This is a genomic window from Pseudomonas sp. WS 5412 (assembly GCF_012985615.1).
GTDB lineage: Bacteria > Pseudomonadota > Gammaproteobacteria > Pseudomonadales > Pseudomonadaceae > Aquipseudomonas > Aquipseudomonas shahriarae.
In genome coordinates, this window is the sequence record NZ_JAARMB010000025.1 from 66,516 (window position 1) to 82,208 (window position 15,693).

A 15,693-nucleotide genomic window follows, 5' to 3' on the forward strand; every position below is an offset into this window, starting at 1 on the left:
TAAGTTTTCGTACTGTCATAACGATAGCGGGTTAAAGGCTATACCTTAATACAGGCGATCGCGGCGCCTATTAAGGTTTTTTTAGCACCATATGCCCCTGCCCGTCGGCCCGAGGATGGCCGCTGCCCCTCAAGCCTGATAAAATCGCGCGCCTTCGCAGACCGTCAACGGCTGGGCGTCCTGAAGTGTTCAGCTTCTGTGCCCACCGCATCGGTCGTTACCCCTGAATCCCCCCTAAAGGCCTGGATCATGAGCAAGCAACCCTCCCTGAGCTACAAGGACGCCGGTGTAGACATCGACGCCGGTGAAGCATTGGTCGAACGCATCAAGAGCGTCGCCAAGCGCACTGCGCGCCCCGAAGTCATGGGCGGCCTGGGCGGTTTCGGCGCCCTCTGCGAGATCCCGGCCGGCTACAAGCAGCCAGTGCTGGTCTCCGGCACCGACGGCGTGGGCACCAAGCTGCGCCTGGCCCTGAACCTGAACAAGCACGACACCATCGGCATCGACCTGGTGGCCATGTGCGTCAACGACCTGGTGGTATGCGGCGCCGAGCCGTTGTTCTTCCTCGACTACTACGCCACCGGCAAGCTCAACGTGGAGACCGCTGCACAAGTGGTCACCGGTATCGGCGCTGGCTGCGAACTGTCGGGTTGCTCCCTGGTCGGCGGCGAAACCGCTGAAATGCCAGGCATGTACGAAGGCGAAGACTACGACCTGGCCGGCTTCTGCGTCGGTGTCGTGGAAAAAGCCGAGATCATCGACGGCTCCAAGGTGGCGGCCGGTGACGCCCTGCTGGCCCTGCCATCGTCCGGCCCGCACTCCAACGGCTACTCGTTGATCCGCAAGATCATCGAAGTGTCCGGCGCCGACATCGAGAACACCCAGCTCGACGGCAAGCCTCTGACCGACCTGCTGATGGCCCCGACCCGCATCTACGTCAAGCCATTGCTCAAGCTGATCAAGGACACCGGCGCGGTCAAGGCCATGGCCCACATCACCGGTGGCGGCCTGCTGGACAACATCCCGCGCGTACTGCCAAAAGGCGCCCAGGCCATCGTCGACGTGGCCAGCTGGCAGCGCCCGGCGGTCTTCGACTGGCTGCAAGAGAAAGGCAACGTCAACGAGACCGAAATGCACCGCGTGCTGAACTGCGGCGTGGGCATGGTCATCTGCGTGGCTCAAGAGCACGTGGAAACCGCGCTGAACGTTCTGCGTGAAGCCGGCGAGCAGCCATGGGTGATCGGCCAGATCGCCACGGCTGCCGAAGGTGCTGCCCAGGTTGAACTGAAGAACCTCAAGGCTCACTGATGCCAGCAACCTGTGATGTCGTGGTGCTGCTCTCCGGCACCGGCAGTAACTTGCAGGCCCTGATCGACAGCACGCGCGCCGGCGACAGCCCGGTGCGCATCGCTGCGGTGATTTCCAACCGCAGCGACGCCTACGGCCTGCAACGCGCCCAGGACGCGGGTATCGACACCCGCGCCCTGGATCACAAGGCGTTCGACGGTCGCGAGGCCTTCGATGCAGCCTTGATCGAACTGATCGACGCCTTCAACCCCAAGCTCGTGGTCCTCGCCGGTTTCATGCGCATTCTCAGCGCTGATTTCGTGCGCCATTACCAGGGGCGCCTGCTGAATATCCACCCTTCCCTGCTGCCTAAATACAAAGGGTTACACACTCACCAACGGGCCCTTGAGGCCGGCGATACGGAGCACGGCTGCAGCGTGCACTTTGTCACCGAGGAACTCGATGGCGGGCCTCTGGTCGTACAGGCAGTAGTTCCGGTAGAGTCTGCGGACTCAGCGCAGAGCCTTGCGCAACGGGTTCACACCCAGGAACACAGGATTTACCCGCTGGCGGTTCGCTGGTTTGCCGAAGGCCGCTTGGTTCTCGGTGAACAGGGTGCATTGTTGGATGGCCAGTTACTTGCGGCCAGCGGCCACTTGATTCGTACCTAGGAGATTTTATGCGTCGCGCCCTGCTCTTCGCTTTTGCTCTGTTTGCACTGCCTGCCGTGCATGCGGCAGACCTTCAGCCTTTCTCCGCCAGCTATACCGCCGACTGGAAGCAGTTGCCCATGAGCGGCACTGCGGAGCGCAGCCTGGAAAAAAACGCCGACGGTACCTGGAAGCTCAGCTTCAAGGCCTCGATGATGATCGCCAGCCTGACCGAAACCAGCACCTTGACCCTGGACAAGGATACTTTGCTGCCACAGTCCTACCACTTTGAACGGGGTGGGTTGGGTAAAGCCAAGAAAGCCGACCTGGACTTCGATTGGACCGCCAAGATGGTCACCGGCACCGATCGCGGTGATGCGGTGAAGATCCCACTGAACCGTGGCATGGTCGACAAATCCACTTACCAGTTGGCCCTGCAGCATGACGTGGCCGCCGGCAAGAAAACCATGAGCTACCAAGTGGTGGATGACGGCGAAGTCGACACCTATGACTTCCGCGTGCTGGGTGCCGAGAAAGTCGAGACCAAGGCCGGCAAGATCGACGCCATCAAGGTTGAGCGCGTGCGCGACCCGACGCAAAGCAAGCGCATTACTGTGATGTGGTTTGCCATGGATTGGGATTACCTGCTGGTTCGCCTGCAACAAGTCGAAACCGACGGCAAGGAATACAACATCATGCTGTTGGACGGCACGGTCAACGGCAAGGCTGTGAAAGGCAGCTGATCGTTGAGTGTTTAAAAGAGCCTCGCTAAATGCGGGGCTTTTTTTCGCCTGGCGTTTGGAGTGAGGCGACTGGCGTTATCGCAGGCAAGCCAGCTCCCACAGGTGGTGCATTCCAAGGTGGGAGCTGGCTCGCCTGGGATAGCGGTGGAAGGCCTGGCACCCGGCCAAAGCCTGACTCGAACATGAAGCTTTTGTCATAAAACCCCAGGCCCTGCGACGCAATGTCGCGGTTTACGTGGCCTGGAGCATTGTTGCGTTTGCTGCAATGAATTGTTGCGTGCAAAGTCAGTTTACTTAGCAAGCTAACAAAATATATAACAAAGGCCTGCGACGCCTTGCCGCAGATCAACCAGAGACTGGAGCAAGCAGATGACAGTAAAAGTAACGGAACGCGACGATGCCCATATGTCCCACGAGGCCCTGGCCCACGGGATTCATATCTGGGATGTGCATCAACAAGACCTGCTGGTCGGTATGTTTCACAACGAGTGCGACGCCCATAACTATAAAAACGAGCTCGAAACCCTCGAAATGAGACGCCAGGCATCAAGCGCCTGAAGCGCTGAAATCCCATAGCCACCCGGCCCACGCAGCCGCAGTGCCTATAAACACAAACCCCGCCTTTTGAGCGGGGTTTGTTGTTTTTAACGCCTTACCACATCAGGTCGTCAGGGATCTGATAGGCGGCGTACGGATCATCCTCATCCGGCACCTGGGTCTCGGTGAGGATGTTCATCTGGACAATACGCTCAGGTGCGCGCTCCTGGATTTTCAGCGCGGCCTCCCGTGGAATCACTTCGTAACCGCCACCGTGATGGACAATCGCCAACGAGCCGTTGCTCAGCTTGTTGCGCATCAAGGTGTTGACCGACAGGCGCTTGACCTTCTTGTCGTCCACGAAGTTGTAGTAGTCCTCGGTGGTCAACTTGGGCAGGCGCGAGGTCTCGATCAATTGCTTGACCTGCGCGGCACGGGCCTTGGCCTCGACCTTTTCCTGCTGCTGGCGGTTGAGCTCCTGGTCGCGCTTGACCTTCTCGGCCTGCGCTTCCAGGGCCAGGCGCTGCTGGGTGTCATCGGCCTGGGCCTGGCCTTTGTGAACCAGGCGCTGCTGCTTCTGCTTGTCTTTGCCGACCTGCTTGGCCTGCTTCTGATTGACCAGGCCTGCTTTGAGCAACTGGTCGCGAAGGGAAATGCTCATGGTGCTTACTCACTTAGGCAACTGCTCAACCGCAGTTGGACACATTCTTTTCCTGGCGTTTGGCTTCGCCCCATAGGGCGTCCAACTCTTCGAGGGTGCAATCTTCCATGGGACGGTGGGTGTCGCGCAATGCCTGTTCGATAAATCGGAATCGCCTTTCGAATTTGGCATTGGCACCGCGCAGGGCGGTTTCCGGGTCCACCTTGAGGTGCCGGGCCAGGTTGACCGCTGCAAACAGCAGGTCACCGACTTCATCGGCAATCGCTGCCGGGTCGTTGTCGGCCATGGCTTCGAGCACTTCATCGAGCTCTTCACGCACGTTATCCACCACCGGCAGCGCCGCTGGCCAGTCGAAGCCGACCTGGCTCGCGCGCTTTTGCAATTTGGCGGCGCGGGACAGAGACGGCAAGGCGTGGGGTACATCATCGAGCAGGGACAGTTGCTGTGGAGCGTCGGATTTTTCTGCGCGCTCCTCGGCCTTGATTTGCTCCCAGCGCGCCTTGACCTGCTCTTCGCTTAACTGAGGGATATCCAGCGGCGCATACAGGTCGCCGGTGGGGAACACATGGGGATGCCGGCGAATCAGCTTGCGGGTGATGCTGTCGACCACGCCGGCGAACTCGAAGCGCCCTTCTTCCCGGGCCAGTTGGCTGTAATACACCACCTGGAACAACAGGTCGCCCAGCTCGCCTTGCAGATGCTCAAAATCCCCACGCTCGATGGCGTCGGCGACTTCGTAGGCTTCTTCCAGGGTGTGAGGCACGATACTGGCGTAGGTTTGCCTGATGTCCCACGGGCAACCGTATTGCGGGTCGCGCAGACGGTTCATCAGGTGTAGCAGGTCTTCAAGTGAATACATCGTTCTCTATCCGATCAAGTGGGAAAACCACCGAGCAAATGTGGGCGCCGGGCTTGCCCGCGATGCAGGCACCTCGGTATCGGGTAGACCGAGGCGCCTGTATCGCAGGCAAGCCAGCTCCCACACAAGCCCGCTCCCACATTTTAAACCGCGCTCATCCAGTGATTCATGGCGTGCGGTTACGCCGGGTCTCGATGATGTTCGGCAGTTGGGAGATACGCCCCAGCAGCCGCCCCAACGCGTCCAGACCCGGAATCTCGATGGTCAGGGACATCAACGCGGTGTTGTCCTCCTTGTTCGAGCGGGTGTTGACCGCCAGTACGTTGATCCGCTCGTTGAGCAGCACTTGCGAGACGTCACGCAGCAACCCCGAACGGTCGTAGGCGCGGATGATGATGTCCACCGGGTAGGTGAGCACCGGCACCGGGCCCCAGCTGACCTGGATGATCCGCTCCGGCTCGCGCCCGCCCAGTTGCAACACCGAGGCACAATCCTGGCGGTGAATGCTCACCCCACGGCCCTGGGTGATGTAGCCGACGATCGCGTCGCCCGGCAACGGCTGGCAGCAGCCGGCCATCTGGGTCATCAGGTTGCCCACGCCCTGGATCTGGATATCGCCGCGCTTGCCCGGCTTGTAGCCGGTGGCCTTGCGGGGAATCAGCTCCAGTTGTTCGCTGCCGCGCTCCGGCTCCACCAACTGCTGGGCCAGGTTGACCAGTTGCGCCAGGCGCAGGTCGCCGGCGCCGAGGGCGGCGAACATGTCTTCGGCAATCTTCATGTTGGCTTTTTCGGCCAACTTGTCGAAATCCACCTGGGGCAGGCCCAGGCGCCCCAGCTCGCGCTCGAGCAGGGTCTTGCCGGCGGCGACGTTCTGGTCCCGCGCCTGCAGCTTGAACCAGTGGACAATCTTCGCCCGCGCCCGCGACGTGGTGATGTAGCCCAGGTTCGGGTTCAGCCAGTCGCGGCTCGGGGTGCCGTGCTTGCTGGTGATGATCTCGACCTGTTCACCAGTCTGCAGGCTGTAGTTGAGCGGCACGATACGCCCGTTGATCTTGGCGCCACGGCAGTTGTGGCCGATCTCGGTGTGCACCCGGTAGGCGAAGTCCAGCGGTGTCGCGCCCTTGGGCAGGTCGATGGCGTGGCCGTCGGGGGTGAAGATATAGACCCGGTCTGGCTCGATATCCACCCGCAACTGTTCGGCCAGGCCGCCGATATCGCCGAGTTCTTCGTGCCACTCCAGCACTTGGCGCAGCCAGGAGATTTTCTCTTCGTACTGGTTGGAGCCCGCCTTGACGTCGGTACCCTTGTAGCGCCAGTGCGCGCAAACCCCCAGCTCGGCTTCTTCGTGCATGGCGTGGGTGCGGATCTGCACTTCCAGCACCTTGCCCTCGGGGCCGATCACCGCCGTGTGCAGCGAGCGGTAGCCGTTTTCCTTGGGGTTGGCGATGTAGTCGTCGAATTCCTTGGGAATATGCCGCCACAGGGTGTGGACGATGCCCAGCGCGGTGTAGCAATCGCGCATCTCCGGCACCAGCACGCGTACGGCGCGCACGTCGTAGATCTGGCTGAAGGCCAGGCCCTTGCGCTGCATTTTGCGCCAGATCGAATAGATGTGTTTGGCGCGCCCGCTGATATCGGCTTCGACGCCGGTCGCCTGCAACTCCGAGCGCAACTGGCCCATCACATCGCTGATAAAGCGCTCACGGTCCAGCCGCCGCTCATGCAGCAGGGTGGCGATCTGTTTGTATTGATCGGGTTCGAGGTAGCGGAAGGACAGGTCCTCCAGCTCCCACTTGATATGGCCGATCCCCAGGCGGTGGGCCAGGGGCGCGTAGATATCGAAGACCTCGCGGGCGACACGGTTGCGCTTTTCGTCATCGGCGGTTTTCACCGCACGGATCGCGCAGGTACGTTCGGCCAGCTTGATCAGCGCCACGCGTACGTCGTCGACCATCGCCACCAGCATCTTGCGCAGGTTTTCCACCTGCCCCTGGGTGCCCAGCACCATCGACTGGCGCGGGCTGAGGCTGGCGCTGATCGCAGCCATGCGCAGCACGCCGTCGATCAGCTTGGCCACCACCGCGCCGAAACGCTGGCTGACCAAGGGCAACGCAATATGCCCTTCGCGTACGCCGCGATAGAGCACCGCGGCGATCAGCGAGTCCTGATCCAGCTTGAGGTCGGCGAGGATCTCGGCGATTTCAAGCCCGGTACGGAAACTGGAGGTTCCTTCGGCCCACAGATTCTTGGCCGCATTGTCTTGCTGTTCGGCCTCGCGAGCGAACTCGCAGGCGGCTTTCAAGGCTTCACGGTCCAGTGCCGGATCGACACTGACGGCATGATCCAGCCATGCCTCGAGATTGATACTGCCGTCGGTGTTGATCGGCTGGTGTGCTCTCACCTGTACCATCTTGCTTACCTTCCCTACGACGCGCCTGTAGCGCGTCAAAATCGCTGACCCTTGTAACGCGAACTCCCTGGCAGGTCACAGGCCCAGGAGAACGCAGGCCAGTCGGACTAAGCGAGCATCCTAGCTCGCTTCAAATAACGCCATCGCCTCGACATGCGCGGTTTGCGGAAACATATCGAGGATCCCGGCACGTTTTAGCCGGTAGCCTTGCTTGACCAACTCGACAGTGTCCCGCGCCAGCGTGGCTGGATTGCAGGACACATACACCAGGCGATCAGCCCCCAGAGTGGCGAGCTTGCGCACAACCTCCAGGGCACCATCACGGGGTGGGTCCAAGAGTACCGCACAAAAGCCTGCTTTGGCCCATTGCGCGTCACTCAAAGGCTGGGACAAATCGGCCTGAAAAAACTGCACATTATGCAAATTATTGCTGCCTGCGTTGAGGGCCGCGCGGTCCACCATGGCCTGCACGCCCTCTACCGCCACCACTTCACGCACCTGGCGGGCCAGGGGCAAGGCAAAGTTGCCCAGGCCACAAAACAGGTCCAGCACCCGTTCGTCGGAGCGCGGTGCCAGCCAGTCCAGCGCCTGGGCCACCATCGCTTCGTTGACCCCGGCGTTGACCTGGACAAAATCCCCCGGCCGGTACGCCAGCTCCAGGTCCCACTGCTCCAGACGATAGCCCAGGGCCTGCCCGGCCGCGAACGGCTGCGGCTCGCCCTCTCCATGCAGCCACAACTGGGCATCATGGAACGCGCAAAATTCCTGCAGCACCAGCAGGTCAGCGTCGGACAGCGGCGCCATATGCCGCAGCAACACGGCAATCGACGAGCCGCTGAACAACTCGACATGCCCCAGGGCCTGAGGTTTGCTCAGGCGCCGCAACATATTGGGCAGACGCTGCATGATCGGTTGCAAGGCCTGTACCAGCACCGGGCAATCGTCGATGGCCACGATGTCCTGGCTGGCCACGGCGCGAAAACCCACGTCCAGGCGCTTGGCCTTGGCGTCCCAGCGCACCGCGACACGGGCGCGGCGGCGATAGCCGAACTCGGGCCCGCTCAACGGCGCGGCCCACTCCTGGGGCTCGACCCCGGCGACACGGGACAATTGCTCGGCGAGCATGCGCTGTTTCAGGGCAAGCTGTTCGCCATGGGGCAAATGTTGCAGGCTGCAACCGCCGCAACGACCGGCATGGACGCACGGCGCCGGGCGCCGCAGTTCACTGGCCTTGAACACCCGCTCGGTGCGGGCCTCGACCACTTTGCCATGGGCGCCCAGCACCCGCGCCTCGACTTCCTCGCCGGCCAGGGCACCCACCACAAACCAGGTGCGGCCTTCGAAAAACACGATCCCCCGGCCATCATTGGCCAGGCGCTCAATGGTCAGGCGCTGCTTTTTGCCGACCGGTACTTGGGGCGCCCGGCTGCCACCCGTGGGCTGGAAGCGCAGGCCTCGCTCTTGCTTGGCCATCAGTTGGGCGCGTCGAAAATGCCGGTCGACAGGTAGCGGTCGCCTCGGTCACAGATGATCGCGACGATCACCGCGTTTTCCAGTTCTGCAGACAAACGCAACATCCCCGCCACCGCACCGCCGGAGGACACGCCGCAGAAGATGCCTTCTTCACGGGCCAGGCGACGGGTGGTGTCTTCGGCTTCACGCTGGGCCATGTCGATGATGCGATCGACGCGGGCAGCGTTGTAGATCTTGGGCAGGTACTCTTCGGGCCAACGGCGGATCCCCGGGATCGCCGCGCCTTCCATCGGTTGCAGGCCAACGATCTGGATCGCCGGGTTCTGCTCCTTGAGGTAGCGCGAGTTACCCATGATGGTGCCGGTGGTGCCCATGGAGCTGACGAAATGGGTGATGGTGCCCTGGGTCTGGCGCCAGATCTCCGGGCCGGTGCTGGTGTAGTGCGCCTCGGGGTTGTCACCGTTGGCGAACTGGTCCAACACCTGGCCACGGCCTTCGGCGGCCATGCGCTCGGCGAGATCACGCGCGCCTTCCATGCCCTCTTCCTGGGTCACCAGGACCAGCTCGGCGCCATAGGCGGTCATCGCGGCCTTGCGCTCGGCGCTGCCGTTGTCGGGCATGATCAGGATCATTTTGTAGCCCTTGATCGCTGCGGCCATGGCCAGGGCAATCCCGGTATTACCGGAGGTGGCTTCGATCAGGGTGTCGCCGGGCTTGATCTGCCCGCGCTGCTCGGCACGGGCGATCATCGACAGCGCCGGACGGTCCTTGACCGAGCCCGCCGGGTTATTCCCCTCGAGCTTGAGCAGCAAGGTATTGCTGGTGTTACCCGCCATGCGCTGCAAGCGGACCAAAGGTGTGTTGCCGACGCAATCGGCGATGGTTGGGTATTGCAGGGTCATGGCGTATTCGCAATCCAGACTGCGGGGGCGCCTATCATACCGGCAAACGCTGGCGGGCCATATCACGCAAAGTATGGTGCTTATAACTCAATGAGCTAAAGCCACAGGCCAGTACCTGTCTGTGGCGAGAGACGTGGCGAGGGAGCTTGCTCCCGTCGGGGCGCGAAGCGGCCCTGAATGGGACTGCTACGCAGTCCAACGGGAGCAAGCTCCCTCGCCACAGGGGATTACACGCTATCCACCTTCAACGAATGGTCATTCAACATCCCATTGATGATCGTCGCCGTATCCGCCCCGCCCGCAATCAACCCGCCCGCGCCCGGCGTGACGCCGTATTGGGTCGCCAGGTTGACCCCGGCCAGGTCGATGGTCTGGTTCGGCGTGGCACCTGCAACGGCGCTGATGTCGATGGTGGTCGTACCGCCCACCACCTTGAAGTGCAGGTAGTCATCCAGGGACGCCGTCGTCGCATTCTCGCCTTGCAGCAGTTGCGACAGGTCGAGCTTGTCGGTGCCCACCGCAAAGTCGGTGATGACATCGTGCCCGCTACCGCCGGTCAGGTACTGGAAGGTATCGGCGCCAGGGCCACCGGTCAGGGTGTTGTTACCCGGGCCGCCGATCAGGATGTCATCGCCCCCCTCGCCCTTGAGAGTGTCATTGCCCAGCCCGCCGGAGATCAGGTTGTTGTTGCCGTTGCCCGTGAGGAAGTCATTGAAGTTGGAGCCCACCAGGTTCTCCAGGGCCATCAATGTATCGGTTCCGGCGCCGCCAGTGATTTGCCCCGTCGCCAGGCCAAGGTTGACGGTCACGCCTGCCGTGGCATGGGCATAGCTGACGGTGTCGAGGCCCGCCCCGCCATCGAGCAGGTCATTGCCGATGCCGCTGAACAGCAGGTCATTGCCATTGCCGCCGTGCATCTGGTTGTTGCCGGTGCCGGCGGTGAGCACGTCGTTGCCATCGCCGCCATTGAGGGTGTTGTTGCCGGGCCCGGCCATGATGATGTCATCACCGTTGGTACCGGTGAGGGTCGTACCGGCCTGGTAGCTGATGTCTACCGCGGCGCTGTCGCTGCCGCCGTGGTTATCGCTGACCGAGTAGTTGCCGTGGTACTGCGGTGTGTAGTCCTGGGCGCCGGCGTAGTTGATCTTCATGTCCAACTGGTAGCTTTCTGTGCCATTGGGGTTGCCGCCTGTTGGATTGGAGGTGTTGGTAATGTGAATCTGATAGCTACCGTCCGCTAACGCAGTCAGCGTCGTGCCATCCGCAAGAGGGAGCTCGCTGCCACCGTTGATCGAATAGGCCATGACGATGTTACCGACCGGCCGGTTGTGATCCAGGCTGAGGGTCTCACCCGCCTTGAGCGTGACCGTTAAACGATCGTCGGCCGTAGCGCCACCGACATTGCCGAGACTGCCGGTGATCAAAAGTGCTGCAGTGAGGTTCGCCGCATCACCGGCAAACGAGGTACGTACATCCCCCACAGTTGTACCGGTGAGCGTTCTGGTCCCCGTCCCGGTAAAGGCCGCGCCTTTGGCCACCCAGCCGGTTGGAAAACTGGTGGGGATAGCCGTCAGGTTGTCATGGTTGGCATCGCTGTCATTGGCCAGCAGCAACTCGGCAGGCACCACAATATTGCTCAACAGGATATTGGTGATCACATGGTCATCACCCGCCACCGGCGCCACGTTCGGGTTGACCTTGACTACCAGGCTGGACGTCGCGAGATCGCCGTCGTTGTCGCTGACGGTCACGCCAAAGGTTTCGGTGACCAGCGAGTCGGTCAGCTTCGGCGGCGTGTAGCGGAACTCGCCGTTGTCCATGTCCACCACCAGCGTGCCGCCCTGGTTGGTGGTGATGGTGACACTGTTGCTGACGGTGTCGAACGTACCGTGGCCGCCTGGCAGGTTGGCACTCATCGAGCCCCCCGCCGCCGGGTTGTAGGTGTAGGTGATGCCATCCACCGTGAGGGCTTTGACGAAGCCACCGTCAGCGCCGAACGAGCCGTCCGTCAGCAGGCTGCCGGTGACCGGCGCGCCCTGTACCGTGCCGGCCAGCACCGCATCCAGGCCCGCCAGGTTGGCCACCACCACCGCGTTGGTGTTGGTGTGGGTGCTGCCGTCGTAGGCCACCGGGTCCAGGTAAATACTGTTGACCCCCGCCCCCAGGCCTATGGCATAGGCCTTGATGCCGTTGGCATCGAGGAAGGCTCGCCATACGCCCTCTTCAGTGGCGTCGATCCCGTCGCCGTATTCCGGGTTGACCACGTTGCCGGGGTTGTTCGGATTATTGGTGTTGGACGTGGTGGGGTTACCGTCCGAGAAGAAGTACGCCACGTTCTGCGCACCTTCCAGCTTGCCGGCAGTGCCATAGGCGGTCTGCGCGGTGCCGAGGGCCGAGTCGTAGTTGGTGCCGTTGAACGCCGTGAGGTTGTTGACCAGGGTCTTGGCCGTGGCGACGCTGACCCATTGGCTGCTCAATTGCTGGGAGCTGTCGTTGAAGGTCACGATCTGCACCTTCACATCGCCCATCTCATCGTAGCGGTTAAGCAACTCGGTGATGGACGCCTTGGCCAGGTCAAGCCGCGTGCCGCCGGCCCCCGAGGCGTCGTTCATGCTGCCGGAAATATCAATGATCAGCAGCAGGTTGGAGTCCACCTCCGTCGCCGTGACTTCACGCGCGCTGGACACCACTTTGGGCACATCATCGACAATGCTCACCACAATGCTGCTGGTGGTGGTGTTGCCCAATTGGTCGGTGGCCTTATAAGTGAAAGTCTCGGTCAATACATTCGGCCCGTCGTTGCTGTTGGGCAAGGTCTTGGGTGCCGAGGTCAGGGTGTAGGTGTAGGTGCCGTTGGGGTTGAGCAGGATCTGCCCATAAGTGCCGGTAGCGCTGCCGACCAGGCTGAAACTCAGCGGACCACTGCCGCCGGTTACCGAATCTGCGAGGTTGCCGCTGGCGGTTTCCGTGGTGGCCGTCGGGTCGCTGCCGACCACGGTGCCAGGCGCCAGGTCCTGGCCGTCGAGGTTCAGGTCCAGGGCTTTCTCGTAGACCGTGACGTCGCCGTCAACCACCGCCTTGAGGCCGCTGTCGGTCACTGTAATCGTCAGGGTGGTGGTGCTTAGGTCACCGTCGGCATCCCGCACGGTATAGACGAAGGTGTCCACCGCCCCCGGAGGGCTCACCGCGTTGGGGTTGCTGTGGTACACGGCGTTGCCGTTGGCATCCAGAGTCAGGTAACCATAGGTGCCGTTGATGTTAGCGCCCAGGCCGCCAGAGGCCGGGGTGCCGATGTTGCTGCCAGCCCGCACCCCGACTACCGCGCCAGCCAATGTGGGGCTATCGGCGCCGCCGACATCATTGCCCAACACATTGGCGCTGACCACACCGCCTTCTATCACCGAACGCGCGTCGGGGTTGGCAGTGGGCAGGTCATCAATGATGTTGATGTCGATCGTACCCGTCGCAGTATTGGTGTCGTTATCGCTGGCCGTGACCGTGATCTGCTCCGACAGACTGTTGTCACCGCTGGCATTGGGGTGCGCTTCATTGTCGAGCAAGGTGTAGCGGTAGCTGACCACCCCGGTGCTGGCGTTGTAGCCAGTGATGGTCAGGGTGTTGCCGAAGCCGGTAGGTTCCGATTGTGGGAAGGTCGCGGCGACGCCGTTAGTGACGACGCTGATGCCGCCCACAGTCAGGTTCTTCAGGCCGTCCAAGGCGGTCACCGTGAAGGTACCGGTCTGGGTCAACAACGGGATGTTCGGGCTGGAACCATCGACCAGGTTTTTCTCATAGACGGTCAACTCGCCGCCAGTGACGTCCAGGCCGGTGAGCACGACCGGGTCGTTGTTGTTATGCACCTGTAGCACCAGGTTGGCGGTGCTGGTGTCGCCGTCGAGATCATTAAGCTGATAGGTGAAGGTTTCGGTGCCGTTGCCGCCGCCATTCAGGGCGATAAATTGCGGGTCAGTTTTGTCCAGGGTGTAGGTGTAGCTGCCATCCGCGAACAGCTGCAATGTGCCGTAGGTACCGACGATAGTGTTGGGCGTAACCGGGCCGGTGGCGATGCGGTCGGCGCCTTGTACGTCGTTGCCCAGCACGCTACCGCTCAGGGTCAGCAGGCTCTCGGAGGCGATACCTGCGGGATTGTCGTCGACGGCTTTTGGCACGTCGTCGACCACATTGACGTCCAATGAACCATTGTCGCTGCTGTTGTTGGTGTCAGTGGCAACCACCGTGAACGACTCGCTAATGCTATTGGCACCCGCGCCGGTTGGGTGGCTATCGGTGCCGTTGAGGGTGTAGCTGTAGCTGATCACCCCGGTGCTGGCGTTGTAACCGGTGATGGTCAGGGTGTTGCCGAAGCCGCTGGGTTCCGATTGTGGGAAGGTCGCAGCGACGCCGTTGGTGACGACGCTGATGCCGCCCACAGTCAGGTTTTTCAGGCCGTCCAAGGCCGTCACCGTGAAAGTGCCGGATTGGGTCAGCGCAGGCCCATCGTTAGCGCTGCCCAACGGCAGGTTTTTCTCGTAGACGGTGACTTCGCCACCATTGACGTTCAGGCCGGTCAACACCACCGGATCGTCGTTGTTATGCACCTGCAACACCAGGTTGGCGGTGCTGGTATCACCGTCGAGATCGTTAAGCTGATAGGTGAAGGTTTCAGTACCGCTGCCACCGCCATTCAGGGCGACAAATTGCGGGTCGGTCTTGTCCAGGGTGTAGGTGTAACTGCCATCCGCGAACAGCTGCAGAGTGCCGTAGGTGCCGACGATGGTGTTGGGCGTAACCGGGCCGCTGGCAATGCGGTCAGCACCTTGTACATCATTGCCCAGCACGCTGCCGCTCAGAATGAGCTGGCTCTCAGAAGCAATACCAGCGGGGTTGTCGTCGACGGCTTTTGGCACGTCGTCGACCACATTGACGTCCAGTAAACCATTGTCGCTGCTGTTGTTGCTGTCGGTGGCGACCACCGCGAACGACTCACTGATGCTATTGGTGCCCGCGCCGTTTGGGTGGCTGTCGATACCGTTGAGGGTGTAGCTGTAACTGATCACACCCGTGCTGGCGTTGTAACCGGTGATGGTCAGGGTGTTTCCGAAGCCAGTGGGTTCCGATTGTGGGAAGGTCGCGGCGACGCCGTTGGTGACGACGCTGATGCCGCCCACAGTCAGGTCTTTCAGGCCGTCCAAGGCGGTCACCGTGAAGGTGCCGGATTGAGTCAAGGCCGGCCCATCGTTAGCGCTGCCCAACGGCAGGTTTTTCTCGTAGACGGTGACTTCGCCACCATTGACGTTCAGGCCAGTCAGCACCACTGGGTCATCGTTGTTATGCACCTGCAACACCAGGTTGGCGGTGCTGGTATCGCCGTCGAGATCGTTAAGCTGATAGGTGAAGGTTTCGGTGCCGTTGCCGCCGCCATTCAGGGCGATAAATTGTGGGTCAGTTTTGTCCAGGGTGTAGACATAGCTGCCATCGGCGAACAACTGCAATGTGCCGTAGGTACCGACGATGGTGTTGGGCGTAACCGGGCCGGTGGCGATGCGGTCGGCGCCTTGTACGTCGTTACCCAGCACGCTACCGCTCAGGATGAGCTGGCTCTCGGAGGCGATACCTGCGGGATTGTCGTCGACGGCTTTTGGCACATCGTCGACCACATTGACGTCCAGTAAACCATTGTCGCTGCTGTTGTTGGTGTCAGTGGCAACCACCGTGAACGACTCGCTAATGCTATTGGCACCCGCGCCGGTTGGGTGGCTATCGGTGCCGTTGAGGGTGTAGCTGTAGCTGATCACACCGGTGCTGGCGTTGTAGCCAGTGATGGTCAGGGTGTTGCCAAAGCCGGTAGGTTCCGATTGTGGGAAGGTCGCGGCGACGCCGTTGGTGACGACGCTAATCCCGCCCACAGTCAGGTTTTTCAGGCCATCCAATGCCGTCACCGTGAAGGTGCCGGATTGGGTCAGCGCAGGCCCATCGTTAGCGCTACCCAACGGCAGGTTTTTCTCGTAGACGGTGACTTCACCACCATTGACGTTCAGGCCAGTCAGCACCACTGGGTCGTCGTTGTTATGCACCTGCAACACCAGGTTGGCGGTGCTGGTGTCGCCGTCGAGATCGTTAAGCTGATAGGTGAAGGTTTCGGTGCCGTTGCCGCCGCCATTCATGGCCATG

Annotated in this window: 10 protein-coding genes; 4 read left to right on the plus strand and 6 right to left on the minus strand. The window is 61.6% G+C overall.

Features of this window, described 5'->3' with window-relative positions:
• Positions 1–249: 249 nt before the first annotated feature.
• The 4 genes from purM to HBR94_RS25085 all read left to right on the plus strand — a co-directional run bounded on the left by purM (position 250) and on the right by HBR94_RS25085 (position 3,238).
• Complete coding sequence (gene purM / locus HBR94_RS25070) at positions 250–1,308, plus strand: phosphoribosylformylglycinamidine cyclo-ligase (protein WP_032857036.1); 1,059 nt, start codon at positions 250–252, stop codon at positions 1,306–1,308.
• Entirely contained in the window at positions 1,308–1,958 is a 651-nt protein-coding gene (purN, locus tag HBR94_RS25075; protein ID WP_057438756.1) for a phosphoribosylglycinamide formyltransferase, read from the plus strand. The genes purM and purN overlap by 1 nt, the downstream gene beginning before the upstream one ends.
• An 8-nt stretch (positions 1,959–1,966) precedes the next feature.
• The gene (locus tag HBR94_RS25080; RefSeq protein WP_170045710.1) at positions 1,967–2,680 is read left to right on the plus strand and encodes a DUF3108 domain-containing protein; all 714 of its coding nucleotides are present in this window, start codon (positions 1,967–1,969) and stop codon (positions 2,678–2,680) included.
• A gap of 369 nt (positions 2,681–3,049) precedes the next feature.
• Positions 3,050–3,238 carry a hypothetical protein gene (locus HBR94_RS25085; protein WP_057438755.1) on the plus strand — a complete coding sequence of 63 codons (189 nt, stop codon included), beginning with the start codon at positions 3,050–3,052 and terminating at the stop codon, positions 3,236–3,238.
• A gap of 94 nt (positions 3,239–3,332) precedes the next feature.
• On the opposite strand, the gene HBR94_RS25090 is transcribed toward HBR94_RS25085, so the two are convergent.
• From HBR94_RS25090 to HBR94_RS25115, 6 genes are all read right to left on the minus strand, one after another.
• Positions 3,333–3,878 carry a DUF2058 domain-containing protein gene (locus HBR94_RS25090; protein WP_057958846.1) on the minus strand — a complete coding sequence of 182 codons (546 nt, stop codon included), beginning with the start codon at positions 3,876–3,878 and terminating at the stop codon, positions 3,333–3,335.
• 25 nt (positions 3,879–3,903) lie between these two features.
• Positions 3,904–4,737 carry a nucleoside triphosphate pyrophosphohydrolase gene (mazG, locus tag HBR94_RS25095; protein ID WP_120732189.1) on the minus strand — a complete coding sequence of 278 codons (834 nt, stop codon included), beginning with the start codon at positions 4,735–4,737 and terminating at the stop codon, positions 3,904–3,906.
• A 166-nt stretch (positions 4,738–4,903) separates the two neighbouring features.
• Complete coding sequence (gene relA, locus HBR94_RS25100; protein WP_038446847.1) at positions 4,904–7,147, minus strand: GTP diphosphokinase; 2,244 nt, start codon at positions 7,145–7,147, stop codon at positions 4,904–4,906.
• A 120-nt stretch (positions 7,148–7,267) separates the two neighbouring features.
• Complete coding sequence (rlmD, locus tag HBR94_RS25105) at positions 7,268–8,620, minus strand: 23S rRNA (uracil(1939)-C(5))-methyltransferase RlmD (protein ID WP_057438753.1); 1,353 nt, start codon at positions 8,618–8,620, stop codon at positions 7,268–7,270.
• Positions 8,620–9,522 carry a cysteine synthase CysM gene (cysM, locus tag HBR94_RS25110; RefSeq protein ID WP_057438752.1) on the minus strand — a complete coding sequence of 301 codons (903 nt, stop codon included), beginning with the start codon at positions 9,520–9,522 and terminating at the stop codon, positions 8,620–8,622. The genes rlmD and cysM overlap by 1 nt, the downstream gene beginning before the upstream one ends.
• Before the next feature lie 227 nt (positions 9,523–9,749).
• Positions 9,750–15,693: VCBS domain-containing protein (locus tag HBR94_RS25115; protein ID WP_170045711.1), on the minus strand; the 5,944-nt coding region annotated here is incomplete at its 5' end.

Bases quoted from the DNA above. Each gene is read 5' to 3' on its own strand.
- HBR94_RS25085 (WP_057438755.1), top strand. From the start codon at position 3,050: ATGACAGTAAAAGTAACGGAACGCGACGATGCCCATATGTCCCACGAG.
- cysM (WP_057438752.1), bottom strand. From the start codon at position 9,522: ATGACCCTGCAATACCCAACCATCGCCGATTGCGTCGGCAACACACCT.
- rlmD (WP_057438753.1), bottom strand. From the start codon at position 8,620: ATGGCCAAGCAAGAGCGAGGCCTGCGCTTCCAGCCCACGGGTGGCAGC.
- HBR94_RS25090 (WP_057958846.1), bottom strand. From the start codon at position 3,878: ATGAGCATTTCCCTTCGCGACCAGTTGCTCAAAGCAGGCCTGGTCAAT.
- mazG (WP_120732189.1), bottom strand. From the start codon at position 4,737: ATGTATTCACTTGAAGACCTGCTACACCTGATGAACCGTCTGCGCGAC.
- HBR94_RS25080 (WP_170045710.1), top strand. From the start codon at position 1,967: ATGCGTCGCGCCCTGCTCTTCGCTTTTGCTCTGTTTGCACTGCCTGCC.
- purM (WP_032857036.1), top strand. From the start codon at position 250: ATGAGCAAGCAACCCTCCCTGAGCTACAAGGACGCCGGTGTAGACATC.
- relA (WP_038446847.1), bottom strand. From the start codon at position 7,147: ATGGTACAGGTGAGAGCACACCAGCCGATCAACACCGACGGCAGTATC.
- purN (WP_057438756.1), top strand. From the start codon at position 1,308: ATGCCAGCAACCTGTGATGTCGTGGTGCTGCTCTCCGGCACCGGCAGT.